Annotated in this window: 22 protein-coding genes and 1 pseudogene; 8 read left to right on the forward strand and 15 right to left on the reverse strand. The window is 33.2% G+C overall.

Features of this window, described 5'->3' with window-relative positions; all coding sequences use genetic code 11:
* Nucleotides 1–80: 80 nt before the first annotated feature.
* Nucleotides 81–1115, forward strand: coding sequence for a serine hydrolase (locus FJV36_RS01680; RefSeq protein ID WP_158728975.1), 1035 nt, complete (start codon nucleotides 81–83; stop codon nucleotides 1113–1115).
* 267 nt (nucleotides 1116–1382) lie between these two features.
* Here FJV36_RS01680 and FJV36_RS01685 read toward each other — a convergent pair whose 3' ends face one another.
* The gene (locus FJV36_RS01685; protein WP_158728976.1) at nucleotides 1383–2897 is read right to left on the reverse strand and encodes a S8 family serine peptidase; all 1515 of its coding nucleotides are present in this window, start codon (nucleotides 2895–2897) and stop codon (nucleotides 1383–1385) included.
* A 383-nt stretch (nucleotides 2898–3280) separates the two neighbouring features.
* Between FJV36_RS01685 and FJV36_RS01690 the strand changes: the two genes are divergently transcribed.
* The gene (locus FJV36_RS01690) at nucleotides 3281–3667 is read left to right on the forward strand and encodes a hypothetical protein (protein ID WP_158728977.1); all 387 of its coding nucleotides are present in this window, start codon (nucleotides 3281–3283) and stop codon (nucleotides 3665–3667) included.
* A gap of 18 nt (nucleotides 3668–3685) precedes the next feature.
* On the forward strand, nucleotides 3686–4156 hold the full coding sequence (locus FJV36_RS01695; RefSeq protein WP_158728978.1) for a PEGA domain-containing protein: 471 nt from the start codon (nucleotides 3686–3688) through the stop codon (nucleotides 4154–4156).
* Nucleotides 4157–4395: 239 nt separating this feature from the next.
* Here FJV36_RS01695 and FJV36_RS01700 read toward each other — a convergent pair whose 3' ends face one another.
* The 7 genes and pseudogenes from FJV36_RS01700 to FJV36_RS01730 all read right to left on the reverse strand — a co-directional run bounded on the left by FJV36_RS01700 (nucleotide 4396) and on the right by FJV36_RS01730 (nucleotide 9390).
* Complete coding sequence (locus tag FJV36_RS01700) at nucleotides 4396–5247, reverse strand: DUF3078 domain-containing protein (protein ID WP_158730402.1); 852 nt, start codon at nucleotides 5245–5247, stop codon at nucleotides 4396–4398.
* A gap of 421 nt (nucleotides 5248–5668) precedes the next feature.
* Nucleotides 5669–6181, reverse strand: a complete 513-nt coding sequence (locus FJV36_RS01705; RefSeq protein ID WP_158730400.1) for a DUF2480 family protein — start codon at nucleotides 6179–6181, stop codon at nucleotides 5669–5671.
* Nucleotides 6182–6248: 67 nt separating this feature from the next.
* Nucleotides 6249–6572, reverse strand: coding sequence for an SUF system Fe-S cluster assembly protein (locus FJV36_RS01710; RefSeq protein ID WP_086455167.1), 324 nt, complete (start codon nucleotides 6570–6572; stop codon nucleotides 6249–6251).
* A gap of 199 nt (nucleotides 6573–6771) precedes the next feature.
* A pseudogene (locus FJV36_RS01715) lies at nucleotides 6772–7164 on the reverse strand (GxxExxY protein).
* Nucleotides 7165–7283: 119 nt separating this feature from the next.
* On the reverse strand, nucleotides 7284–7703 hold the full coding sequence (locus FJV36_RS01720) for a SufE family protein (protein WP_158730399.1): 420 nt from the start codon (nucleotides 7701–7703) through the stop codon (nucleotides 7284–7286).
* Nucleotides 7704–7723: 20 nt separating this feature from the next.
* Nucleotides 7724–8158, reverse strand: coding sequence for a hypothetical protein (locus tag FJV36_RS01725; RefSeq protein ID WP_158730397.1), 435 nt, complete (start codon nucleotides 8156–8158; stop codon nucleotides 7724–7726).
* Nucleotides 8159–8175: 17 nt separating this feature from the next.
* On the reverse strand, nucleotides 8176–9390 hold the full coding sequence (locus tag FJV36_RS01730; RefSeq protein ID WP_158730396.1) for an aminotransferase class V-fold PLP-dependent enzyme: 1215 nt from the start codon (nucleotides 9388–9390) through the stop codon (nucleotides 8176–8178).
* Between the two features lie 180 nt (nucleotides 9391–9570).
* On the opposite strand from FJV36_RS01730, the gene FJV36_RS01735 reads away from it, so the two are divergent.
* Complete coding sequence (locus FJV36_RS01735) at nucleotides 9571–10923, forward strand: serine hydrolase (RefSeq protein ID WP_158730395.1); 1353 nt, start codon at nucleotides 9571–9573, stop codon at nucleotides 10921–10923.
* A 364-nt stretch (nucleotides 10924–11287) separates the two neighbouring features.
* Here FJV36_RS01735 and FJV36_RS01740 read toward each other — a convergent pair whose 3' ends face one another.
* The 7 genes from FJV36_RS01740 to FJV36_RS01770 form a co-directional block, all read right to left on the reverse strand.
* Entirely contained in the window at nucleotides 11288–15607 is a 4320-nt protein-coding gene (locus FJV36_RS01740) for a CheR family methyltransferase (RefSeq protein WP_158730394.1), read from the reverse strand.
* 426 nt (nucleotides 15608–16033) lie between these two features.
* A complete protein-coding gene (sufD, locus tag FJV36_RS01745) occupies nucleotides 16034–17350 on the reverse strand; it encodes a Fe-S cluster assembly protein SufD (protein ID WP_158730393.1) in 1317 nt (438 codons plus the stop codon).
* 116 nt (nucleotides 17351–17466) lie between these two features.
* Nucleotides 17467–17835, reverse strand: coding sequence for a four helix bundle protein (locus tag FJV36_RS01750; protein WP_158730392.1), 369 nt, complete (start codon nucleotides 17833–17835; stop codon nucleotides 17467–17469).
* A gap of 48 nt (nucleotides 17836–17883) precedes the next feature.
* Complete coding sequence (gene sufC, locus FJV36_RS01755; RefSeq protein ID WP_144890122.1) at nucleotides 17884–18636, reverse strand: Fe-S cluster assembly ATPase SufC; 753 nt, start codon at nucleotides 18634–18636, stop codon at nucleotides 17884–17886.
* A 40-nt stretch (nucleotides 18637–18676) separates the two neighbouring features.
* A complete protein-coding gene (locus FJV36_RS01760; RefSeq protein WP_158730391.1) occupies nucleotides 18677–19066 on the reverse strand; it encodes a four helix bundle protein in 390 nt (129 codons plus the stop codon).
* 70 nt (nucleotides 19067–19136) lie between these two features.
* On the reverse strand, nucleotides 19137–20585 hold the full coding sequence (sufB, locus tag FJV36_RS01765; RefSeq protein WP_158730390.1) for a Fe-S cluster assembly protein SufB: 1449 nt from the start codon (nucleotides 20583–20585) through the stop codon (nucleotides 19137–19139).
* An 82-nt stretch (nucleotides 20586–20667) separates the two neighbouring features.
* On the reverse strand, nucleotides 20668–20997 hold the full coding sequence (locus tag FJV36_RS01770) for an iron-sulfur cluster assembly accessory protein (RefSeq protein ID WP_144890116.1): 330 nt from the start codon (nucleotides 20995–20997) through the stop codon (nucleotides 20668–20670).
* Nucleotides 20998–21257: 260 nt separating this feature from the next.
* Between FJV36_RS01770 and FJV36_RS01775 the strand changes: the two genes are divergently transcribed.
* From FJV36_RS01775 to FJV36_RS01790, 4 genes are all read left to right on the forward strand, one after another.
* Nucleotides 21258–22217 (forward strand): YjgN family protein, encoded by a 960-nt coding sequence (locus tag FJV36_RS01775; protein ID WP_158730389.1) that lies wholly within the window; start codon nucleotides 21258–21260, stop codon nucleotides 22215–22217.
* 3 nt (nucleotides 22218–22220) lie between these two features.
* Complete coding sequence (locus FJV36_RS01780; RefSeq protein WP_158730388.1) at nucleotides 22221–23291, forward strand: M48 family metallopeptidase; 1071 nt, start codon at nucleotides 22221–22223, stop codon at nucleotides 23289–23291.
* A gap of 131 nt (nucleotides 23292–23422) precedes the next feature.
* Entirely contained in the window at nucleotides 23423–24280 is an 858-nt protein-coding gene (locus tag FJV36_RS01785) for an MBL fold metallo-hydrolase (protein ID WP_158730387.1), read from the forward strand.
* Nucleotides 24281–24492: 212 nt separating this feature from the next.
* Nucleotides 24493–25629 carry a hypothetical protein gene (locus tag FJV36_RS01790; protein ID WP_158730386.1) on the forward strand — a complete coding sequence of 379 codons (1137 nt, stop codon included), beginning with the start codon at nucleotides 24493–24495 and terminating at the stop codon, nucleotides 25627–25629.
* Nucleotides 25630–25632: the final 3 nt, after the last annotated feature.

Consider the following 25632-nt stretch of genomic DNA (forward strand, 5'->3'; position numbering starts at 1 on the left):
TTCAGTATAATGGGCTTATTATAATTATAAAACCGCCGCATTCACAGAATGTTGGGCATCATTTTAAAAATCAGAAATCAATGAAATTTAGTATTACAATTATATCTTTTATCCTTCTAATATCTTTTAAAACTATTGCACAGAATAAAAACGATAATGATTTAACCGCAAAAATCGACTCTATTTTAGAAAGCAATAACTTTAATGGAGTGGTATTCATAACCGAAAATTCAAAGCAAATATTTTCTAAAGCTATTGGGTACTCAGATTTAGATAAAAAAAATATTTTAAAATTTACGGATCAATTTGTAATAGGCTCTATTAGTAAACAAATAACAGCAGTTTTAGTATTGCGTGAATTTGAAAAAGGTAAAATTAAACTGGATGATAAAATCAATCAATATCTCACTCAGATTAACCAACCGTGGTCAAAAGAAGTAACAATTCATCAATTACTTACTCATACACATGGAATTGTAACATTAGATGAACCTTTAGAATTCGTACAAGGTTCTCAATTTCATTATTCTCAGTTAGGTTATGAATTACTTGCGCAGATTCTTGAGAAAGTATCAAACAAGAAATTTGAACAATTATCAATGGAATTTTTTAAACAATATGGATTAAAAAACACTTTCCATCCTAATAACAAAAAATATAAAAATCTGGTAAAAGGGTATGAAGAAAATGAAGATAAACTATTAGAATATGCTTCAAATAGTTTAGATAATTATGCTCCAGCTGGTGCTTTGATTTCAAATGCAGCGGATCTAGATGCATGGAATCAATTATTATATTCGGGGAAACTTGTTAAAACAGAAACTCTAAAATTGATGGAAACTAAATATGCCACCCGAATGCACCCAATTTTTGATAAAGTTGACTATGGATATGGTTTACTTTTTCAAGATGGAGAGCAAAACATACAAATTGGTGCATTAGGGTACGCACCTGGTTTTGCTTCTGCCTGCTATTTTTATCCACAAACAAGAAGCAGTTTGATAGTTTTGGCAAATACAGCAAAAAATTTAGATAATTTTAAAATGACATTCAAAGTACATACCGAGATAATGGAATTAATGAAGAAACGAAAAAAATTAGTCGAAAAAATTTAAAGGAATACGAATTAAAAAAGCACAAGTTTGAATATAAACATATTACTAATTCAGGTAAACAGATAGAAAAACTTAAAATTGATGCATATCCAACAAGCCTAATTTTGGATAAAAATGGAGTTATTAAAGTTTTAACCCCCGAAATAACATCAGCTGAAATGAAGGACATACAAACTACTCTTACGACCTTGTTATAAATTCAAAATTATTAAACATAAAAAAACCACTTAATCTTTTCAGTATTAAGTGGTTTTGTTTTTGTAAAGTTTATTGAACGGCTTTTAAAGCATCTATGTTTCCGTGACCAAAATCAGGATTTTTAGTTGGGTAATATCTTGATGACTGCTTCATTTTTGTGAGTACTTGATCTCTCGTCCAAGTTGGATTTTTGGCCCAAACTAATGCTGCAATTCCTGCAGTAGTGGCTGTAGCCACAGAGGAACCTCCCACATAATCAGATTGATTGTCATAGTAACTTGTTACAGGAACTGTGTTACCTCCTGTTGCTCTTTGCATGGCAATGGTGAAATCAATTTTGTTTCCGGTGTGGCAAACATCACATTTTTGATAAGTGGTACCTTCTTTAACGCCAGTTACAGCCACTGCTTCGGGCATCCAAGCCGGGAAAATAACTCCAACAAAAGTGGTGAATGTTGTAGAAGTTCCTCCGGCGCAAAATATCAATTTGCCTCGGCTGTGAGCGTATTTTACACCATCGGAAATTTTCCCTACAGAAAATATGTAGCCCATAGACATAGATATAATTTTTACATTCGGGTTATTACCTAAACCAGTAAAGGCATCTTTAACGCCATTTTGTTCGTGGTAGCCTTCTAGTAATACGTTTTCTGCCGCTCTGTAAGTAATTAAGTTGGCATTATAGGCAACCCCAACAGGCAATCCTTTATCATTTCTAGGTGCAGCCGCAGCTGATGCCATACTGGTTCCGTGTCCGCATAAATCACTAGAACCATCTGTGGTGCTGCTCCATGGCCAAATAGAATCTACAAATGTTCCAAATTTTTGAATAGTACGACCAGTTGATAAACCGTTGTTAAAACTAGAGCCTAGTAAAGTTTGGTTTGGTGAAGTACCAGTATCTATAACGCCTATTGTAATTCCTCTTCCGGTGCTTACATTCCAAGCCGATGGAATATTATGCTGGTAAAATGCCCATGGCACTCTTGCATTAGGAGTGACGGTAGTAAAATCTGCCGAGTTTAAAGTAGAAGCTTCAAATCCACAACCTGAACTTGTACTAGAGCTTGATCTTTCAACAGGATTTATTGCTTTATCACCTAAAAAACGATAATCAGCAGGTTCAACATATCGAATTAACTTACTTTGCCTTAAAGCAATAACAGTCTCTTGTTTAGTGATCGCAACATCGATAAGGTTTAAATACGCATCCGAAGAAACTAAAACATCCTTGATTTCTTTCCCTTCATATTTAGAAATAAGTTGCAGTAATTCCTCTTGTATTTTTTGATTGTTTGATGATTTACTTCTATCAAAATCAGTTTCGGAATTTCCAAAACCAATTGTGATTAAGTTTTGTCCTTGCAAAGCGGCACTCCAAATCATTTGACTAGACATTTCACTCCAATGAAACTGCTTGTTTGAAGATAAAATTTGATTAATGGTAGTGTTAATTTGTGTTGTGGTTAATGGATCTTTTTGCAAAGCATTTACCACTACAGATTGATTTTCGCTTTCATCTCTGCTACAGGAGCTGAAAATAATAGCAGTGACGAAAACTGCTCTTAAAATTTTAAATGTCATATTGGTTGTTTTTTAGTTATAATATTACTAAAATAGCAATTTGTTGTTATATATATCAATTAATATTTCCTTTGTCGTTAAAAATACATGCTAATTACTCTATTTGTCTCTCATTTAGTACGAGGAAGTATTAATGTTGATGCAAAACAGTTAAGTTGCTGTATTATTGTAAGATAGGGTAGCGGATTGTTATTATTGGTATTTTGTTTGTGATAATAATGCCATTGAAACAAGAATGTTCAAAACGAAATATAATTTTTAAGCTCTATTTTTTTGTAGTTAAAATCAGTTATATTTGCCCAGAATAATTTTGGAAGTTAGTGTTCGTATAGCGTAAATTTTAAGAGTATTATTCCAATAAAATTAAATTAAATAAAAAAAATATGAGAAAACTATTATTTGGAATTTCATGCTTTTTTCTCATTAGTTGCGGAGCAAGTATAAATTCCAGTTTTACAGAACAATTAAAGCCATTGACAATTGAAAACAAAGTTGCATTTCTTGACATAGAAAATAATGTTCCCGAAAATTCAAAAAAAATTGGTTCAGCAAAATTTGGTGATTCAGGATTTTCAACTGATTGTGATTTCAACTCAAATTTAATTAAAGCTAGAAATTTAGCTCGTGAAAATGGTGCTAATATTGTAAAAGTAACGGAGAAGAAAGAACCTAGTATTTTTGGGTCATCTTGCTACAGAATTAAAGTTGACTTTTATTTTTATGAAGGTGATGTAACAAAGCTATCACAGTATCAGTTACAACTTAATTAAACTTAACTAAATATTATAATGAGAAACAAACTTATCACTTGTTCATTTGCTTTGACATTTTTAATGTCAAGTTGTGCTACAATTATTTCAGGGTCAAAACAAAATGTGAAGTTTTCGAGTAACCCGTCAACGGCAACTATTTTTATTGATGAGATTGAAGTTGGTAAGACACCATTCGAAATCAAACTTGCAAGAAAGAGTGAACATAGTGTCATGCTAAAACTAGAAGGATATCAAACGTATCAAACAAAATTAACTAAAAAGTTTAATGCTTGGTATCTTGGGAATATAGTAATTGGCGGTTTAATAGGGATTATTATTGATCCCATAACAGGTGCTATATATAATTTGACACCAAATGAAGTAAATGCCCAGATGAGTCAAGGAACTGCATTTAAAAACAATGGAAAAGATGTATATATTGCCGTTGCTTTAAATATTGATCCTAACTGGGAAAAAGTTGGTCAACTAGAAAAGGAAAATAATTAAAGAGCCTAATTTCGCATCGAAATTTATTTAAAAAAAACCGAAAAATTTTATCTAACACACTCTTATTTATTAGATTAAATTTATTTATTTAGTCAATATGTAACTGCAATAGCTTAGAAATAACTCTTTAAGATTTTTATATGCACTAATACCTGTCCATTAAGATAGTCAATATTATAAAAAAGGCCTTTTGGAAATTTCCAAAAGGCCTTTTTTATAATAGTAGATTTGATTTATGTTTACAATCCGTAGTTTACACCCAAACCAAATAATTGTCCTACTTGAATGCCTTTTATGGCATTATCATCATAAATGGCTTGTACCGCAATATTTGCTGATAAGTACTTATTGATTTTCATCACCACATTCAATTGGTAATCAACATCCACGTTTTGTGGGTTATCAAGATAATTAGAATACAAATTCAATCGGTTTTGAATAGATACATTGGTCATGATATTTACTTTGTAGTAAGCAGAGACACTGGCTCCTAACTCAAAACGAGAAGTATCTCCTTGAAGCACACCAAATGACGGGCCTAATTCTGTGAAATGATCGTGTACAAATATGGCTTTTGCAGCAGCTGGGGCAAAATTCACGCTTAAATTTTCGTTCTTTTTCCACAACATACCTGGTCCCATCTGGAAATAAGCCGGAGAAAAGAAATGTGATATTCTGAGACCATTTTTATTATCTAGACCAGTGTCCATTTGAGTCTTAAAATTAAAGTAAGCCGAGTAGAACCAGTTTCCGGACGCTTTTTTACCCCATAAAGAATTAATTTCTAAACGGTCATCTGTTTTAGCGGTACGTTCGTTACCTTTTATTTTACTTAATCCGTATGCCAATATGAATTTATTATCCCAAACGACATCGTTTTTTTTATAATTGAAATCGTAGTTCAAACCAAAATTCCCAGCTATGTTTGAGGTTCCTCCACCCAGCCATTCTTTATTGTACGAAGATTGACTAAAGAGTACAGCAATATTTCCTTTTCTAGTCCAAGCTTTGGTAGAATCCTTAGGAGTTTCCTGAGCGTTTGTAACTGATAACGCCAAAAGAAAGATAAATGCGAGTAGTGTTTTTTTCATATTTGTTATTTTAAAAAACAAATATATATAAAAAAACAATGAGTTGGCTTCTTGTAAGTTATTGAAAATTAAAACGATAACAGAGTGGTGTAGGTATTTATTCTCCTCGAAATAGTAAATAGGGATACAATAATTACACTTTAAAGAATGAATTGCTATTTAGTTTTAAAGTATTGAAATACATAAAGTTAAGCTACGGATTAAATGAATTTGATGTGTTAAAATCAAACTATTGTAGCCGTATTTGTGATCTAAAAATTAGTAGTGGGTGATGACAAAAATAGCAATTCTAATTTTTAGATGAAAAACAAATATTTCCGTTAAGTGACATCAAAACAACTAACTTAAATTGCATTATACAGATTTAAACCCAGTAGAGTACTGAAAAAATGGTTTTTCACACGCAGAAACGCAACAAGAGTTATTCTTTTTTACTAGTCTTAAACAATGGTACAGCTGAGCATGCTTCGCCATACATAATACTTCTGGCAAAAGGCTGTAGGTGGCTGGTTGCTAAAAGATACGCTCGCATCGGAACAGGTTTTTTAGAGCATCCTTTGAGGATTACGGGTTTGTCTTGATAAGCCGAATAGTCGATTTTTGGCAATAATTCTTCGTATAAGGAGGCTTCAAGATCTTCTAAATTCCCATTGATTATTTTTTTTGCATAAGGCACAAGTTGAATGGCAACCAGTATAGATGCCCATGCTGGTACTATGGCATCAGTACTGCAATGTATAGCTACATATTGATCTTGGTATTGTGACCAATCGTGATTTTTGAGATCTTCTCTGAAGTTTTTTTCTCGTAAAAGAAAACCTTCCAGTAACCATTGCGAAATATCAATTTGTGTGCGAATCCCTTTTGGGTAATAATCCTCGAGATCGAAAACTTCGAGCACACTATTGGCAACTTTATTTATTATTTCTTCCATTTCGAAAAGTTTAAAAGGTTTAAAGTTCAAAGTTGCTCAACCTTAAACTTTAAACCTGGAACAAATTTTACAACATCCCCAATTCTAATTTGGCTTCTTCACTCATTAAATCTTTGCTCCAAGGTGGATCAAAAGTGATTTCAACTTCGGCATCTTTTACATGCTCGATAGATTTAATTTTATCTTCTACCTCTTTTGGTAAGCTTTCTGCAACGGGACAATTTGGTGAAGTTAGTGTCATAAGAACTTTTACTTCGTAATCTGTGTTTACCATTACGTCATAAATCAAGCCTAATTCGTAAATATCTACAGGAATCTCTGGATCGTAAATAGTTTTTAATTTTTTTACGATAGCTTCTCCTAATTCGTTAGTGTCTATTTCTTGTGTCATGTTTCAACAATTTATATTTATTATCTTTTAAACCATATAAGTCACATAAGGTCATTTAAGTTTCGTGTTTATTTTCAATTTAACCGTTTTGACTTTTAGTATTTTTAGGTGGCTAAATCGGCATTGGTGTGTGTATAATTTTTTTCAACCATGTAAGTAACGTAATATCATTTAAGTCTTTAGCTTAATCATTGAGATGTCAATATTTTTTATTGACATAGGTTTTTTGACCTTCTTTAAAAATATGAGTTACATTAAAGTTTAGTAATAATCCCATTGGGATTTCTAGCAGTTTCATGTAAGTTAGAATTTAGGCCTCATGAATCGGCAGCACCTTTTCTAGTGCTTTAAGTTCTACAACTAAACTTTTTTCAACCAATAAATCACATCTTAAACCTGTTTCAAGTGCTAAACCTTTGTAACATACTGGTATTTTAAATTCCGTTTCGAATTCAATACCCCTCATTGATAATTCCTTTTTCAAACAGCTATGATAAATACTTTCTAAAAGACCTGGGCCAAGATATTTATGGACTTCAATAGCCGCACCATTAACTTGATATACTAAATCTTTTAGAAAAGTTTTTGTCATACTTTTTAATTTACTACATTTTCAAGCCATTCTTAAATATAATGGAGTCTTCTAAGTTTATATTTTGTTCCTTTTCAATTTTATTTTAACTTATTTGCCTTTATATGGTTTAAGGAGATTTAATTCTTTGCCTCAAATGCCAAAGCATACATTTTTATATTTTTTATCATCGAGACGAGTCCATTAGCGCGAGTGGGCGATAGATGTTCTTTTAAGCCAATTTCATCAATAAAATCCGTGTTGGCAGATAGTATGTCTGCGGCTTTTTGATTGCTAAAAGCACGAATCAAAATGGCAATAATTCCTTTGGTTAAAATGGCGTCACTATCAGCCGTAAAAACAATAGTATCTTTTTGTTGTTCTCCTTGTAGCCATACTTTTGACTGGCACCCTTTGATGATATTGTTTTCTGTTTTGTATTCTTCCTTTATCAAAGGTAGTTTTTTACCCAATTCAATAATGTATTCGTAACGCTCCATCCAGTCATCAAATAGAGAGAATTCGTCCACAATTTCGTCTTGTATCTCTTTTATCGTCATTGATTTTATTTTAATGTGTTTTAGTTGGTTTCAACCAAAGCATTGATTTTGTTTACTAATTTTTCAATTTCTTTTGGTGGAGTACCATGATCAAATGATGTACTTTGATAGGTTTTTTCCTGATGCACTATTTTTAAATTGGCAATCGCAGCTCCGTCATGAAATCGTTTTTTTGTAGGTGCTTTTAATGTTGCTAAATCATTTAGCTCAATAGTTTGAAAAGCCATTACAAGTTCCTTCCAATCCGCATCCGCAATAGCGGTTCCCGTTGGTTTTTCGGTCCCATTACGCTCGCTGCTTACGCTTAACTTGTGATTTGCAAGAATGATTTTTTGATAAAAACCTCTCGTATTAGCCGTGTACTCAATCACAGTATTATCTAAATCGGATTGTTTCTTGTTGCTGCATGTAGATCCAAGAATTACGGTGGCAACTAAAGCTAGTACTGTTTTCATAAGGTTTTGATTTATCGTTAAGCAAGCATATTTTGGGCTCTTTTTACCGCAGCAACAAGACTGTCAATTTCCTCTTTGGTGTTGTAAAACGCAAACGAAGCTCTTATGGTACCCGGAATCTCAAAGAAATTCATGATCGGTTGTGCACAATGGTGTCCTGTGCGCACCGCTATTCCTAATTTGTCAATTATGGTGCCAATATCGTACGGGTGAATTCCTTCTATATTAAATGAAATTACAGAGGTTTTTTCTTTGGCTGTACCGTAAATTTTTAAGCCTTCAATGGTTAATAATTGTTGGGTTCCATACTCCAGTAATTCTTTTTCTTGCTGCTGAATATTGTCAAAACCAACTGAGTTCATATAATCAACCGCAGTTCCAAGTGCAATTCCACCAGAAATATTGGGAGTTCCTGCTTCAAACTTATGAGGTAGTTCTGCATAAGTTGTTTTCTCGAAAGTCACTTCTTTGATCATTTCGCCACCACCTTGATAGGGCGGTAATTTATTCAACCATTCTTCTTTACCATATAAAATTCCGGTACCTGTTGGTCCGCACAATTTATGTCCTGAAAAAACATAGAAATCACAATCTAGTTCTTGTACATCTGGTTTTAAATGCGGAACAGCTTGTGCACCATCTATTAAAACCGCAGCACCTACTTCGTGTGCCTTTTCAATTATGTATTTAACAGGATTGATTGTTCCTAGCGCATTCGAAATATGATTTACCGTTACAATTTTTGTTTTTTCCGACAACAATTTTTCGTATTCGGCCATAATCAACTCGCCATCCGTATTCATAGGAATGACACGTAAAATTGCTCCTGTACGTTCGCACAACATTTGCCAAGGCACAATATTGCTGTGGTGTTCCAATGCCGAAACTAAAATTTCATCACCTGGTTTTAAAATCGAAGCAAATCCATTAGTTACTGCATTAATACCATGTGTAGTCCCAGAGGTAAAAAGTACTTCATGAGAAAATTTTGCATTGATGTGATTTTGAATTTTTTTTCGGGATTCTTCGTAAGCATCTGTTGCTAATTGGCTCAAAGTATGTACGCCACGATGAATATTAGCATTGATTTCTTGGTAGTATTTCGCTATCGCATCAATCACCACTTGTGGTTTTTGAGTTGTAGCTCCGTTATCGAAATAGACTAATGGTTTTCCGTTTACTTTTTGAGTAAGTATCGGAAAATCGGCTCTTATTTTTTGAATGTCTAGCATAATTATTTAGAAAAAATCTAGTTACAAAAGTACTGAAATTAAACCGTTTTGAAATTAAGAATTCTAAGTTTTTCATACTTTCTTGTTATACTTTGATAGCCAAATTATTTTGTAGTTATGCCTTATTAAAATCAAAAAGATTGAAATGTTTTTAATAAATTGCAGGATAAAGAAGCGCTTATGAAAAAAATTGTCAAAATTGCGGTCATTGCTTTGCTTGTCGGTATTTGTTATTTTGGATTTACAACTTATCCAAAACTGGATTTAATTTCGGGCTTTTCAGCCAAAAGTATTGCTTCGGGACATTTTTTAGATCATCGTTCGCTGTCGCTTATTGAAAAAGGCGACAATGATATCGACATGATGGATTTGGCTACGAACCAAATTGATGAAGCAGAAAAATGGGCAATCGCCTCAGTTTACGGTATAAAAGAACGAAAAGCCATTTACCGTGAAGGTTTAGGAGCCACTTTAATCAACGATGATTTTGATGTTTCAAAACCGTATTTGGTTCCCAAAAGAACAAAATTGAACAACAATCTACCTTTTCCGTACGGAAATAAAGAACCTAGAGATACCATTTTTGCTAACGTTGATTATACCAAATTGAATGTGGCTGTAGCCAATGCTTTTGATGTGCAAGGAGAATTGAAAAAGAGGACGCGTTCCCTTTTAGTAATTTATAAAGACAAAATTATTGCCGAGAAATATGATACGGGTTTTGATAAAAACAGTAAATTATTAGGTTGGTCCATGACCAAAAGTATCACGAGCGCCATGTTTGGCGTTTTAGAGAAACAAAGAAAGTTTGATATTGATGATCCAGCGCCCATCCCAGAATGGAAAAATGACAGCCGAAAATTGATAACCACAAGTGATTTGCTTCACATGAACTCTGGTTTACAATGGGTGGAAGATTACGCTTCTATTTGCGATGCGACCAAAATGCTTTTTCAAGCCGAAGATATGACCCGAGCGCAACTCGAGAAACCGGCAGAATACAAACCTAATATGCGTTGGAATTACTCTTCAGGAACCTCTAATTTACTTTCAGGTATTTTGCGAAAGCAGTTCAAAACACATCAAGAATATTTAGATTTTTGGTACACCGATTTAATAGATAAAATAGGAATGAATTCTATGGTTATCGAAACCGATATGGCTGGAAATTATGTGGGCTCGTCCTACGGTTGGGCAACTACTAGGGATTGGGCTAAGTTTGGCTTACTCTATTTGCACAAAGGCAACTGGAACGGGGAACAAATTTTTAATGAAAGTTGGGTGAAATACATAACAACTCCTACTAATAGATCTGAGGGAAGATATGGCGGGCATTTTTGGCTTAATGCTGGCGGACATTTCCGAGATGTTCCAAAAGATATGTATCATTGCAGTGGTTTTCAAGGACAAATGGTGTTTATAACCCCATCACTTGATTTAGTGGTAGTAAGATTGGGTTTAGAAGGTCCTGAGTTTGACTTTAATGAAATGTTGAAAGGTGTGATTGGGAGTTTAGAAAAAAAGCCTTTGTAAAAATATATCTTTTTAAATTGAATATGTAATAATTTGGGTTAACTAGTTATTACTTTTTTAGTGTAATTTTAAACGGTAAAATCAAAAACATCAAAAGGACTTTTGGTGGATTGATTCTAATTTTAGGGATTGTTAGGCTTATATATAGATTTTGTATTTGCAGGTACATCTATAAATTAGTGAGATATAAAATCCTTAAACAGACATGGAATATTGGTTGTAGTATTCTGTATTTCGAATATTAGACGTATTTTAGATGAAGGGAAAATAAAAAAGTCCCGAGTATTTTGAAACTTTTTAATGTAATAGAAAGACTTGCAATGTTAGCTAAAATGTCCAAGCTATTTGCTTCTATAATTATGCTTTATCGCATTAATAAATATTTAATTTTATTATATAATAATTTTTCGTCTATTGGTTTTGAGATGTAATCATTCATACCTATTTCCAATGACTTTTTGATATCTATAGTAGTAACATCTGCAGTTAAAGCAATAATTGGAATTTTAGACTTCATTTTTTTTCTAATAAATTCTGTTGCTTCAAAGCCATTAATTTCTGGCATTTGAATATCCATTAATACAATATCATAAGTGTTATTCTGGAGTTTTTCTATAGCAATTTTCCCGTTTTCTGCAATGTCACATTCTAGTCCAAAATCTTCTAATATAATTTTTATTAAAAGTTGATTGAGAGGCATGTCCTCTGCAACTAGCACTTTTACATTGGTAAGTTTATCGTTTTTATTGAATTGAGTTGCTGATTCAACTGGCATTTCGAGATTGGTATTTTTAAAACTCATGGAAAAACCAAAAGTAGAACCTTTTCCTAATTTACTTTTTACAAACAGTTTTCCGCCTTGAAGTTCTACTAATTGTTTAACGATAGCAAGTCCTAATCCGGTTCCGCCATACAATCTTGATGTGGCATCAAATGCTTGCTCAAAATTATCAAAAATAGTATTGAGTTTGTTTTCTGGAATACCAATTCCGGTATCAGTAAGTGCAAATTCTATAGTGGTTTTTTCGGCACCTTGGTCAAGAATTTTTATATCTAAAGTGATTCTCCCTTTTTCGGTAAACTTAATGGCGTTACTTATTAAATTCAAAAATATTTGTCGCAATCTAATATCGTCGCCCAAAACTATATTTGGAATAGTGCTGTCAATATTTTTTATTAATTCTAATTTCTTTTTCTCACATTTCACTACAAATAATTGAAAAATTTCCGAAATTGTCTGTTTTAAATTGAATGGGTTTTCTTCAAAATTCATTTTTCCAGCATTAACTTTGGCAAGATCAAGAATGTCATTAATAATTACAATTAAAGAATTTCCAGAGGTTTTAACTACATTAACACATTCTTTTTGATGGCTGTTTAATTCTGATTTTAGTAGCACATTTGTAAATCCAATTATGGCGTTCATTGGTGTTCGAATCTCATGACTCATGTTAGACAAAAATTGTTGCTTGGCTTTTAGTGCGTCCTCAGCAATTTTAGTTTTATGTTCTGCATTGGCAATAGCTTCTATTAATTGGTCTTTCAAATGCACCTGCTTAGTAACTTCATAAGCAATTACTGCAACACCCGAAATGGTTTTGTCCGCTTCCAAGTAAGGCTGATATACAAAATTGAAATATACATCTTCCATTTTTCCTTTTCGTAAAAGCGGCACAAGAAGTTCATATCCATTAAATGGTTTCCCTTTGGTAAATACTTCATCCAATATATTAGGAAGTGAGGTAGTTACTATTTCTGGCAAAACATCAAACAATGATTTTCCTTCTATGTCATTTCCTTTACCCCAAACTTTTTTTACACTATCGTTAGCAAGTGTAATTTTCATGTCTTTTCCTTTCAAAATAGCAAAGGAAAATGGTGATTGCATGAGCATCATATCATAGCGCTTGTTGCTATCCTCCATGATTTTTAGGGCTTCTTGTTCGGCTTTTAATTGAATTTCACGAATTTTTATCTCATTTTCCCGTGTTGCCAAAGCTAGTTTTCTAGCTGCTGTAACATCAATTATAGTCAATACAATTAGCTCTTCGTTTTTGCTTGGTTGACTTACTTTATGCGCATTTAACAGTAGTATTTTATGTCCGATATTTGAAAAGGTATGATCAATTTCAAAATCATGAAAATGAACATTATTGGTCACAATCTCTTCAAGAAGTTCTCGTAATCCAGAAAAATTCCATTGATTTTTATTTAATTTATAAAGTGATAATCCCACGCATTCTTGTTCAGACACATGAAAGGTTTTACAAAAAGATTTATTTGCAGAACGAATCTTCATGTCTTTATCAAGAATAAGCATGGGTTCGTGAATGGTAGACATAATAGCTTCAGAGTAAGAATATAATTCTTCTACTTGTTGGTTACGAGCTTGCAATTCCTGATTACTTGTAGTAAGTTCTTCGTTAGTAGATTCTATTTCCTCTTTAGAAGTTTCTAATTCCTCATTTAAACTTTGTAACTCCTCGTTGCTCGAAACAATTTCTTCATTTAAGCTTTGCAATTCTTCATTAGTAGATTCTTGGTCGAGAATTATGGATCCCATATCGGCTCTTGCGGCTGCCAATTCTTCTTCTAGTTTTTTAATGCGTCGGTCTTTTGCAACCGAAGTATTTTTAGTAGATTTTATTGGATCTTCTTCAACTTCTGAAACGGGTTGACCTGTAAACACAACAACCAATAACGGTTCTTCTCCTTCAAGCTTTATGGGTGTAACTTCTAGATTGATGATTCTAAATGCATTTCCATTTTTATCACGATTCATTTCAATACCAATTTTTACAACCGTTTGTTCAGTTTTAATGGCGTTATGAATGGCATTGCGCAGTTCAAATGTGATTTCTGGATGTGCCATTTTCAAAATATTAAAACTGGCTTTGCCCGAAGAGTGTTGCAAATAAAGCGACGTAGTTCCTCTAAATTGAAGAATCTCTAATTCGTAATTAATAATAACACTTGCAGGTACGTAGTTTTCAAGCAATACAGAATCGAAAGCTAAACCAATATTTCCATTTGCAGAGCTAGTCGTTTTTTTAAGCATTGAAGCTGGATTGATTTTTTTATTTGGCATAATACTGTTTGCTGTTCTTGAGTTTAAATAGGAAATGGTATTTAATCTTGAATAATTTTTTCGGCAATAAAATTTATATTTTTTATTTGTAACTCCAAACAAATGACCAGAAGCCCCAATCGTTTCTGACTTCCCTAGCATTAAACACCCCCCATCATTTAGCGCATAATGAAAAGTGGTAATGGCTTTTTTCTGGGCAATTGTATCTAAATAAATAAGCACATTGCGGCAGCTAATTAAATCCATTTTTGAAAATGGTGGATCGCGCAAAATGTTGTGTTGTGCAAAAACACAAATATCTCGCAAGGATTTACAAACGCGATATTTATCTTTAGTTTTGGTAAAAAACCGTTGTAATCTTTCTGGAGAAACATTTGCCAATTGATGGGCAGAATAGTCACCTGTACGCGCTAAATTAATGGCTTCAATACTTAAATCTGATGCAAATATTTGAATAGGAATATTATTTGATGTAAGGTCTTGAATTTCTAATAATAACATAGCTATAGAATATACTTCTTCACCTGTAGCACAAGCAGCAATCCATATTCTTATACTCTCACCAGCAGTTTTGTTTTCTATAATTTGGGGTAAAATAGTATTCTCTAAAAGTGAAAAAGCATCGGTATCTCTAAAAAAAGCAGTTACATTTATGAGTAAATCGTGGTAAAGTAAATCAATTTCAGAAGTTTGATCGAGAAGCAATACCGCATATTCTTTTAATGTTTTTATCTTGTGGATCAGCATTCTACGAGTCATTCTTCTCTTGATTGTATTCATCTTATAATGACTAAAATCGACATTTTTGTTTTTGTGAAGAACTTGCAAAATAAGCTGTAAATCAGGATCATTATTTTCTATTTCTGATTCAGGTATGTTTTTTATTGCTTTTTGTTTAACCAAAGGATGTTTACTAATTCGGCTTATTTCCAAGCCAATTTCTAAAGGAGATAAAATAAAATCAACTACACCTGAAGCAATTGCGGATTGAGGCATACTAGCAAATTTAGCCGAATCGTCTTGAGCAAAAGTAATACCTCCAGCTTGTTTTATTTCTTTTAAGCCAGATGTTCCATCATAAGCATTTCCAGAGAGCACAACTCCAATAACATTTTCTTTATACGTTTCTGCCAATGAAGTAAAAAGTAAATCAATTGATAGATTTGACTTACGTTTTTCGGGGCGTGGAATTAATTTAATATGCCCATCGACAACTTCAATTTCTTTGTTGTACGGAATTACATAAACATTATTAGGAATCATTTTTTCCATATCATCAATATCTTGTACTTTCATTTGAGTAACTTTAGATAATAAATAAGGTAAAATGCTTTTGTGATCTGGACTTAAATGCTGTACATATATAAAAGCCATGCCTGTCGTGGGCGAAAGATTTTGTAGTAATAGAGTAACCGCCTCAAGTCCACCAGCCGATGCGCCAATTGCAACTATAGGAAATCCATGGGATGCCTTAACCAGTTCTTGATTAGAATGTAATTCAGACTGTGAATCTTCTTTCGTAGAAATTTGATTTGGCTCTAACTTTTGCTTTTTTGAAGGTGCTAAAGGAGTACTTTTTGGAAGTGCTGATTTCATTTTCGCCATAATTTATTTTAGGGAAATGGTAAATCAATCTAAACTTGTCTTAGAAAACAAATGTTAATTGTACTCAAATGTAGTCTAATTTGAGTTCATAGACTATAAAACATTGACAATAGAAAATTATATGTTTTTTGTCTTCTATTATTTTGGAGAAATGAATTTTTATTTGGGGACAATAGAATACCTAAAAGTTAAATAGACAATTTTTTGATGGATGGAATCCCTAAAAATAAATTTTAGCCCGATAGAAATCAAAATCCTTTTTGAGGTTTTTACAAAAAAAGATTACTTCACCAACTTTATATTTTATTTTGTTATTCAGTGAATTGCATTTGCGATACATAGTGGGTTTAACTCCAAAAAATAAACCCGACAGGTTTTTAAAATCTGTCGGGTTTTATATATCAAGTTTTAATTATCTTACAAATCAAATCCCATTTTCACGCCTAATTTTGTAGCAATAATTTTGGTAATTCGTTGTTTTAATTCTGGTATTTTAATACTTTCTATAACTGCATTTGAGAACGCATACATCAATAGTGCTTTGGCCTCTTTCTTAGGGATTCCACGTTGTTGCATGTAGAACATTGCTGTTTCATCAAGTTGACCAATGGTGCAACCGTGTGAACATTTTACATCATCTGCAAAAATTTCTAATTGCGGTTTGGCATTGATAGTAGCTCTATCGCTCAATAAAATATTATTGCTTTTTTGAAAAGCATTTGTTTTTTGAGCTTCTTTTTCTACAAATATTTTTCCGTTAAAGACTCCGGTAGATCGATCCGTAAATATTCCTTTGTAATCCTGATGGCTTTCGCAGTTTGGCGTAGCATGTTGAACGAGTGTGTAATGATCTACATGTTGCTTATCGCCAATAATCGTAATTCCGTTGAGGTAACTCACAATTCTTTCTCCAAAATGGTAAAAATTCAGATTATTTCTGGTGAGGTTTCCACCAAAACTGAATGTATTTACAGCTACACTACTTTCCTCCTGTTGCGAAACGTAAGTGTTATCGATTAGGTTAGCGGTTAGGTTATCATTTTGAATTTTATAAAAATCAACTATCGCGCGTTTTTGAGCAAAAATTTCTGTGACTGAATTGGTTAAAACTGGATTTTCGTTCAAACTCTGATGACGCTCGATAATTTGAACGTTTGCATTTTCGCCTACAACAATTAAGTTACGAGGTTGTACTAGTAGTGCAGCTTCATTACCTGTAGAGAAATACATGATTTCAATAGGTCTGTCTGCTACTTTACTTTTTGGAATATTAATGTACGCTCCCTCATTGGCGAAAGCCGTATTTAGTGAGGTTAAGCTTTCTTCCTTATTGACAATTTGGTTGAAATACGCATCAACTATTTCCTTATACTTGGGTTTGTTTAATGCTGATGACAATAAACAAACATCAATGCCTTCGTGAGTTGTAGCTGATAAATGCGAACTAAAAACTCCATCAATAAAGACTACTTTGTAACTGTCAATTTCGTGTAAAAAGTATTTTTTTACATCAGCATATTGCACTGTATTTTCCTGTTTAGGAAATACTGTAAAATCATTTTTTAGTACGGCATTAAGCGAGGTATATTTCCAAGCCTCTTCTTTTTTGGTAGGGAAACCTTTATTTTCAAAGTTTTTTAATGCGGCTGTTCGAACATCATGAAGTTCGGCATGAACATCGATGCGCTCTTCGAAAGCCATAAAAGACGATAGTAATTTTTCTTTTAATTCCATTTTTATTTAAGTCTTAAAGTTGAAAGTCGAAAGTCAAAAGACTTTGGATTGTCAACGTAACATTATTTATGAGTCTCTAATCTGAAAGTATTTAAAGTTACCTTGAGGTTACCTCTTTATGACTTTGGACTCAGATATTTAATAAAACCACTTAACAATTTTGATATTTCTGTTATTGATTCTAAAAGTATTTCAAATTCTTCTTTTGTAATATATTCTAAATCAAATGCTAAATATAATTGAGAACGAACTTCTCCAGCAGAAGCTTTTGCAACATATAAAAAGTAAATAAACTCTTTGTCAGTATTTCTCTCAAATCCTTCGGCTATATTTGATGATATAGAAAGAGAAGCTCGTCTTATTTGCCTTATGAAATCAAAGTCTTTCTTGAAATTTGAATTTTCAGTAATTTGGTATATTCTTTTGTTGAAGATTCTTGCTTTTTGCCAAGAATTAATTTCCTCGAAAGAGCCAAATTTCGCCATTACTTTTTTCTTTTGACTTTAAGACCTTTGACTTTAGACTATTTAATTTTAAGCTTCTTGTTCTTGTTTAATCCAATCGTATCCTTTTTCTTCTAGCTCGTGAGCTAATTCTTTTCCGCCGGATTTCACAATTTTTCCGTTGTACAAAACGTGAACAAAATCAGGAACGATATAATCAAGTAATCTTTGGTAGTGTGTGATCACTACGATAGCATTTTTATCGCTTTTTAATTTGTTAACCCCATTGGCAACAATTCTCAAAGCATCGATATCTAGTCCAGAATCTGTTTCGTCAAGGATAGCTAATTTTGGTTCTAGCATAGCCATTTGAAAAATTTCGTTACGTTTTTTCTCTCCACCCGAAAAACCTTCGTTTAAAGAACGTGACAAAAATTTACGGTCTATTTCTAGTAATTCTGATTTTTCACGAATCACTTTTAGCATTTCGTTGGCAGGCATTTCTTCCTGACCGTTTGCTTTACGTGTTTCGTTGATAGCCGTTCTCATGAAGTTAGTCACTGATACTCCCGGGATTTCAACAGGATACTGAAACGAAAGGAAAACACCTTTATGTGCTCTTTCCTCTGGAGCCAATTCTGAAATATCTTCGTTATCCAAAAAGATTTCTCCTTGAGTCACTTCATAATTTTCGTTTCCTGCAATAATTGCCGATAGTGTACTTTTTCCAGCACCGTTTGGTCCCATTATCGCGTGGATTTCTCCCGCTTTTACTTCAAGGTTAATTCCTTTTAATATTTCTTTGTCGCCTATTGAGGCGTGTAAATTTTTTATACTTAACATGTTTTTTTTGTTTAAAGTTTAAAGTTTAAAGTTCTCGTGTTTACTGAAACTTGGTAACTTTAAAATCTTTCTTGTTTAAATATGATATAAAATTGTTTATTTTCCCACTTAAATTTTCGAAGTCTGTTTTTAAAATTTCAAACTTTTCTTCATTGATATAATTATAATCCAAAACTCGGTATAATTGCGATCTTGTTTCTCCAGCAGATCCTTTTGCGATAGACAAAAATTGTCTAAATTCTAAATTTCCGTTTCTTTCAAAACCTTCAGCAATATTGTCCATTACTGAGCCAGATGATGCTTTTATTTGATCCTTAAATCTAAAATCATTTTTTAAATCTGATTCTACAGCAATAATATGAATTTCTTTGGCCAGTCGTCGAGCCTCTTTCCAAATTTCTAAATCTTCAAACCTAGTTATTGTCGCCATTCATTTTTGTTTAAGGTTTAAAGTTAGTCATAAGTTGCTCAACTTTAAACCTTAAACTTTAAACAAATTTTTATCCCACCGAACCTTCAAGAGAAATTTCCAATAATTTTTGTGCTTCTACCGCAAATTCCATTGGCAGCTTATTCAATACATCTTTACTGAAACCGTTTACAATTAATGCAATTGCTTTTTCAGTTGGAATACCTCGTTGATTGCAATAAAAAACTTGGTCTTCGCCAATTTTACTAGTCGTAGCCTCGTGTTCTATTTTTGCCGATGGATTTTTACTTTCGATGTATGGGAACGTATGTGCTCCACAATTATTCCCCATTAATAAGGAATCACATTGCGAAAAATTCCTAGCATTATCCGCATTAGCACTAATTTGCACTAAACCACGGTAACTATTTTGTGATTTACCAGCCGAAATTCCTTTAGAAATAATAGTCGATTTGGTGTTTTTACCAAGGTGAATCATTTTGGTCCCTGTATCTGCTTGCTGGTAATTATTTGTTACCGCAATAGAATAAAATTCACCAGTTGAATTATCCCCTTTTAAAACTACCGATGGATATTTCCAAGTTACTGCTGATCCTGTTTCTACTTGTGTCCAAGAAATTTTTGCGTTTTTCTCGCAAATCCCTCTTTTGGTTACAAAATTATACACCCCACCTTTACCTTCTTTGTTTCCAGGATACCAGTTTTGTACGGTTGAATATTTTATTTCGGCATCGTCAAGAGCAATTAACTCCACTACTGCAGCGTGCAATTGGTTTTCATCACGACTTGGTGCAGTACATCCTTCAAGGTAAGAAACATAACTTCCTGCGTCTGCAACTAATAATGTTCTTTCAAATTGTCCTGTACCGGCTTGATTGATACGGAAATAAGTAGAAAGTTCCATTGGGCAACGAACGCCTTTTGGGATGTAACAAAACGATCCGTCAGAGAATACGGCCGAGTTTAACGCAGCATAAAAGTTGTCTTTTTGCGGCACTACAGTTCCTAAATATTTGCGTACTAATTCTGGATGTTCTTTGATGGCTTCAGAAATACTCATGAAAATGATTCCTTTTTCGCCTAATGTTTTCTTGAATGTAGTAGCTACTGAAACGGAGTCAACCACGATATCCATGGCAACATTATTCATCATTTTTTGCTCATCCACAGAGATGCCTAACTTTTTATACATTTCTAAAAGTTCCGGATCTACATCATCTAATGTTTTATTAGGGTCTACTGCTTTTGGTGCTGAATAATAGGATATCGCTTGAAAATCAGGTTTTACATAATGTACGTTAGCCCATTCTGGCTCTGTCATTTGCTCCCAAGCACGAAAAGCCTCAAGACGCCAATCGGTCATCCATTGTGGTTCTTCCTTTTTTTGAGAAATGGCACGAACGATGTCTTCGTTTAAACCAATAGGAAAAGTTTCGGCTTCCAGCTCGGTATAAAATCCGTATTCGTATTCTTTATTTTCGAGTTCGATTTTTAAGTCGTCTTCTGTGTATTTTGACATATTTTTTTGTCTTAAAGTTTTTAAAGTCTAAAGTTTTAAAGTCATTGTAAGTCTTTCGGCTTTATGACATTTGACATTATGACTATAGAGAGAATGATTCCCCGCAACCACATGTTCTAGTTGCATTTGGATTATTAAAAACAAATCCTTTCCCGTTTAATCCGCCAGAAAATTCTAAAACGGTTCCTGCTAAATAGAGAAATGATTTTTTTTCAACAGCTATTGTAATGTCGTTGTCTATGAATATTTTATCGTCTTCGCCTTTGTTGTTATCGAATTTCAAATCATAAGATAAACCGGAACAACCTCCGCTTTTAACACCAACCCGCACATAATCTGTAGCGGCGTCAAAACCATCGTCTTTCATCAAGTCGATAATTTTCTTTTTTGCAGTATCAGAAACTTTTATCATGTTTATGTTGTTTTGTAATAACATATTGATTGTTAAAACTCATCTAGCATCTTTATTATCAGAGCTTTAAATTTTAAGCCAATTGTGTTATCTTGATTTTGTCTAAATTAACCGCAAAGATACTATATAAAATACTTTTTCCATAATCAATAACATTTTTATAACTAATCTTCAAATAGAAAATAGTTATTGGTTGTTTTTCAAAAAATTAAATTACTTTTAGTCTCCTATAACTTACAAATAACTAAAACAAACTTATTATGGAAGAAATTTTACCTGAAAAGATGGAGTACAAATTAGATTTTAAAGGAGAAGGCAAAGCTTTTTTTGGAATCGTAATCGTCAATTGGCTTTTAACAATTGTTACATTAGGAATTTATTATCCTTGGGCGAAAGCCAAAACGCTCCAATTTATGTTTGGGCAAACAACTTTAAATGATGATGCTTTTGCTTTTCATGGTACTGGGAAAGAAATGTTTAAGGGCTTTATAAAAGTCATTATATTATTTGCAATCTTGTTTGGGATTTTAAGCCTTTTCATCTATTTAGACCTGCCCTCAGTAGGATTGATATCGTTTTATTTGATAGTGATAGCTATTATGCCATTAGCAATTCACGGTTCTTATAAGTATAGAATGTCAAGAACATCTTGGCGTGGTGTTCGTTTTGGTTATAGAGGCGATAGGAATGAATTTGTCAAACTTTTTTTTAAATGGATTTTTTTTACTGTAATAACGCTTGGTATTTATGGTTCTTGGTTTAAAATGAACCTGCGTAGTTATGTTTTGAGCAACATTCGCTTTGGTGATGCCGAAATGAATTACGATGGTGATGGTGGGGATTATTTATTAATGAACATTAAAGGTTACTTTTTAAGTGTTATAACCTTGGGAATTTACTCTTTTTGGTGGCAAAAAGATATTTTTGAGTACTATGTTAATAATTTATCGCTACATAAAGACGACAAAAGAATTGAATTTACATCAACAGCTACGGGAGCCGATTTTATAGGCCTTATAATTATTAATTTGTTAATGATTATTTTTACGCTTGGTCTTGGTTATGCTTGGGTTGTTACGAGAACTATGAAGTTTATATTTGATCATATTGAACTTGATGGCACGATTGATTTAAACACTTTGCAACAAACCGAAGAGAATTTTAAAGACGCGACAGGTGATGATATTAGCGACTTTTTAGACATTGATTTTATAGTATAAAGTATGAGTAATCAGTCCGTAGGAATTTATTTTGATGGTAAATCAGCTGTTCCTCATCCTTGTTCACTGTTGTTGGAGACGCAAAAAGGAATGATTCTTTTTGAAACCGAAACGGGTCATCAAGAGCGGTGGTTGATTTTAGCTGTTAGTTTTGAAAATTCTGGAAACTCTTTGCAGTTGCACAAACAAAGTACTGATGGTGTTGCAATCCTTAAAATAACCGATGCTACATTTGCAGCGGCCATTCAGAAATTCAGGAAAGAGAACAACCATATCAATTGGTATGAAAAATTGCTTGCTTCTGGTTTCAAGATGCATCTTGTTTTGGCGTTGGTTATTTTTGCCTTAATCGGACTGACCTATATGTATGCCATACCTTGGGTTGGCGAAAAATCAGTAGTCCTTATTCCTGAGAGTTTTGATGATACCATGAGCGGAACGTTTATCAGTGATAATTTACTGTTCTCAGATGTAGCTTCGGATAAATCCAAAGTGTTAAACGCTTTCGCAAAAGAGCTACAATTAAACAACAAAAAGAAATTGAAATTCATTTTTGTAGAAGAGGATATTGTGAACGCTTTTGCTTTACCAGATGGTACCATTGTGGTTTATTCCGGAATTGTAAACAAGATGAAAAACTATGATGAGTTGGTCGCACTTTTAGGGCACGAGGCAGCCCACGTTAATCACAGGCATTCTATGAAAATGCTTTGTCGCAACTTGTCAGGTTATTTATTTATCTCGGCAATTTTAGGAGATGCTAACGGAATTATGGCCACAATTGGTGATAACGTTAATAGTTTTCAGTCGCTATCCTTTTCGCGTGAGTTTGAACAAGAGGCTGATCGAGAAGGTTTTGCTATTGTGATTAAAAACAAAGTAGATCCAAACGGAATGTTGAACTTGTTTAAAAGATTACAAGACGAAGGCGATACCATTATTCCCGAGTTTTTTAGTTCGCATCCTGTCACACAGCAGCGCATTGCAACCACTAGACAATTGATTAAATCTACTCCGCATCAAGTTGAAGCAAGTAGTAAACTTCAACAATTATTTCAACAATTAAAAAAATAATACAAAATCAAATTGCACTTAAACCATTACACCTCAGTTGTGTATTGGTTTGGGTGCAATTTGTTTCTACACACTTTTAGTACGGTATCAATAAATATGCTTAATTTTAGAGCTTACAATTTTGATACACTATGAAACTATATCCAATAGAAACGGGTAATTTTAAATTAGATGGTGGCGCTATGTTTGGCGTAGTACCCAAAACCATTTGGAATAAAACCAATCCTGCTGATGCCAATAACCTTATTGATATTGCAGCACGTTGTTTATTAATTGAAGAGGAAAACCGCTTGATTTTGATAGACACCGGAATGGGAAATAAACAATCTGATAAATTTTTCGGATACTATTCTTTATGGGGTTCACATTCTTTAGATAAATCTTTGGCAAAATACGGTTTTCACCGTGACGATATTACGGATGTTTTTATGACCCATTTGCATTTTGACCACTGTGGTGGAAGTGTACAGTGGAATAGAGACAAAACGGGATACGAACCAGCTTTTAAAAATGCTAAATTTTGGACGAATGAAAATCACTGGGAATGGGCTACAAAACCCAATCCGAGGGAGAAAGCTTCGTTCTTGTCTGAGAATATTTTGCCCATGCAAGAAAGTGGTCAATTGCATTTTATAAAAAGACCAGAAGGTGATTTTCTTGAAAAATCAGAATTAGGATTTGGAATCTTTTTTGTGGACGGCCATACCGAAAAACAGATGATTCCGCACATTCAATATAAAGGTAGAACCATCGTTTTTTGCGCTGATTTATTGGCCACAGCCGGACACATTCCGATATCCTATGTAATGGGCTATGATACACGACCATTGCTAACCATGCCAGAAAAAACTAAATTTTTGCACGCTGCCGTAGAACAAAACCATTATTTATTTTTAGAGCACGATGCGTACAACCAAATCATTACAGTTCAAAATACTGAAAAAGGTATAAGATTACAAGATGTATTTACTACCGAAGAACTATTTTAGATACCAACCTATTAAAAACAAGTCCCTACTTACTATGTAATAAGGGATTTTTTTTGACTAATCCCTTATGTTAATATGATATATCAAGGAACAGCTGATTAGAGAGTTTGTGTAATTTTTAAATGAAGAATTATTTGAAGTTTAGTAAGAGAATAAATTGTTTTTCTTGAATATAATAAATAGGTTTGTCACAAATTTATAAAAATACACCTATGAAAAAAACTTTAATTTTTTTGTTGTTTTTAATTTCTGTTACTATTTCAGCTCAAAAAGTAGACTTAGATCGTTTTTACTTTGATGTTAGTTATCAAGCACTACCAAAAGAGCCAGTGCCTTTTGAAAAAAGAACCTATACTTCAGAAGTTAAATTAGGAGGGAAAATACAAACGTATGCAAACCCAACTTCATTAAATGAAAGTATTAATATTTATGGCTGGAAAAAAGTTGATGAAAGCGCAACAGTAAAAATCGCCTTATATATTGAGGATTTTGTAGAAAAAAGCGTTACACCTCAAGTGCGCATTGAAGAAAATAAGGACAAAGAAGGTAAAGTAACAAGCCGCAGGGAATACCATTATATACTAGCAAAATATTCAGGAAGAGCACACGCGAAAATAGCTGGTCCACGCACGCCAATTCCCTTAACAGCAAAACAGATTGAGGAAGAAAAGGCTAAACAAGCAGCTGCATCTACGAACAGATTTTTGAAAAACGCAGTGGTTAAAAAGGATACAGTTGCTGCTAATGGAGGATTTGATTGGAATTTTAATGACGAAATCGAGGTTAAATCAGCTGAATTTCAGGACGCTGCATCGGCTATGAAATCTTTCAATCTTAATAGAAATGGGGTTCACGACAATGCATTAAGAGGTTATGTAGACGGGACTTTGAAGAAGTTTAGCTCAAGTGTAAACTATTCCTATGGCTTTAAACCAATTAGCACAAATCAAATTTTGTGGATTTTAGACGCTAAAAATGAAGAGGGCGCTACTCAAATAGAAGCTATTCAGGCTGTTAGAGAATTATTTAAAAATATGAAAGCGGATCAGCCAATTGAGGACTTAAAAAGCAGCATGCAACCTTTAATAGATTATTTTGATACTTTAAAAACAAAATATGCTGATGATAGTAAACCAGCCCGTAAAATGAGATACTCCGCATATTATAATTTAGCCGTGATTTATTTATTAACAGACGAACCTGAAAAGACTCTTGTTGAGGCAGAGAAGTTAATTTTAAATGACTATGACAAGTCAGATGGTAAAGAATTAATTAACCGTGCAAATAAATTAATAGAAGATTTTAAAATTGCAAATACAAGATCAACGCACAACCCAACTCTTAATTAATCA

This window comes from Flavobacterium sp. I-STPP5a (assembly GCF_009764685.1).
Classification (GTDB): Bacteria; Bacteroidota; Bacteroidia; order Flavobacteriales; family Flavobacteriaceae; genus Flavobacterium.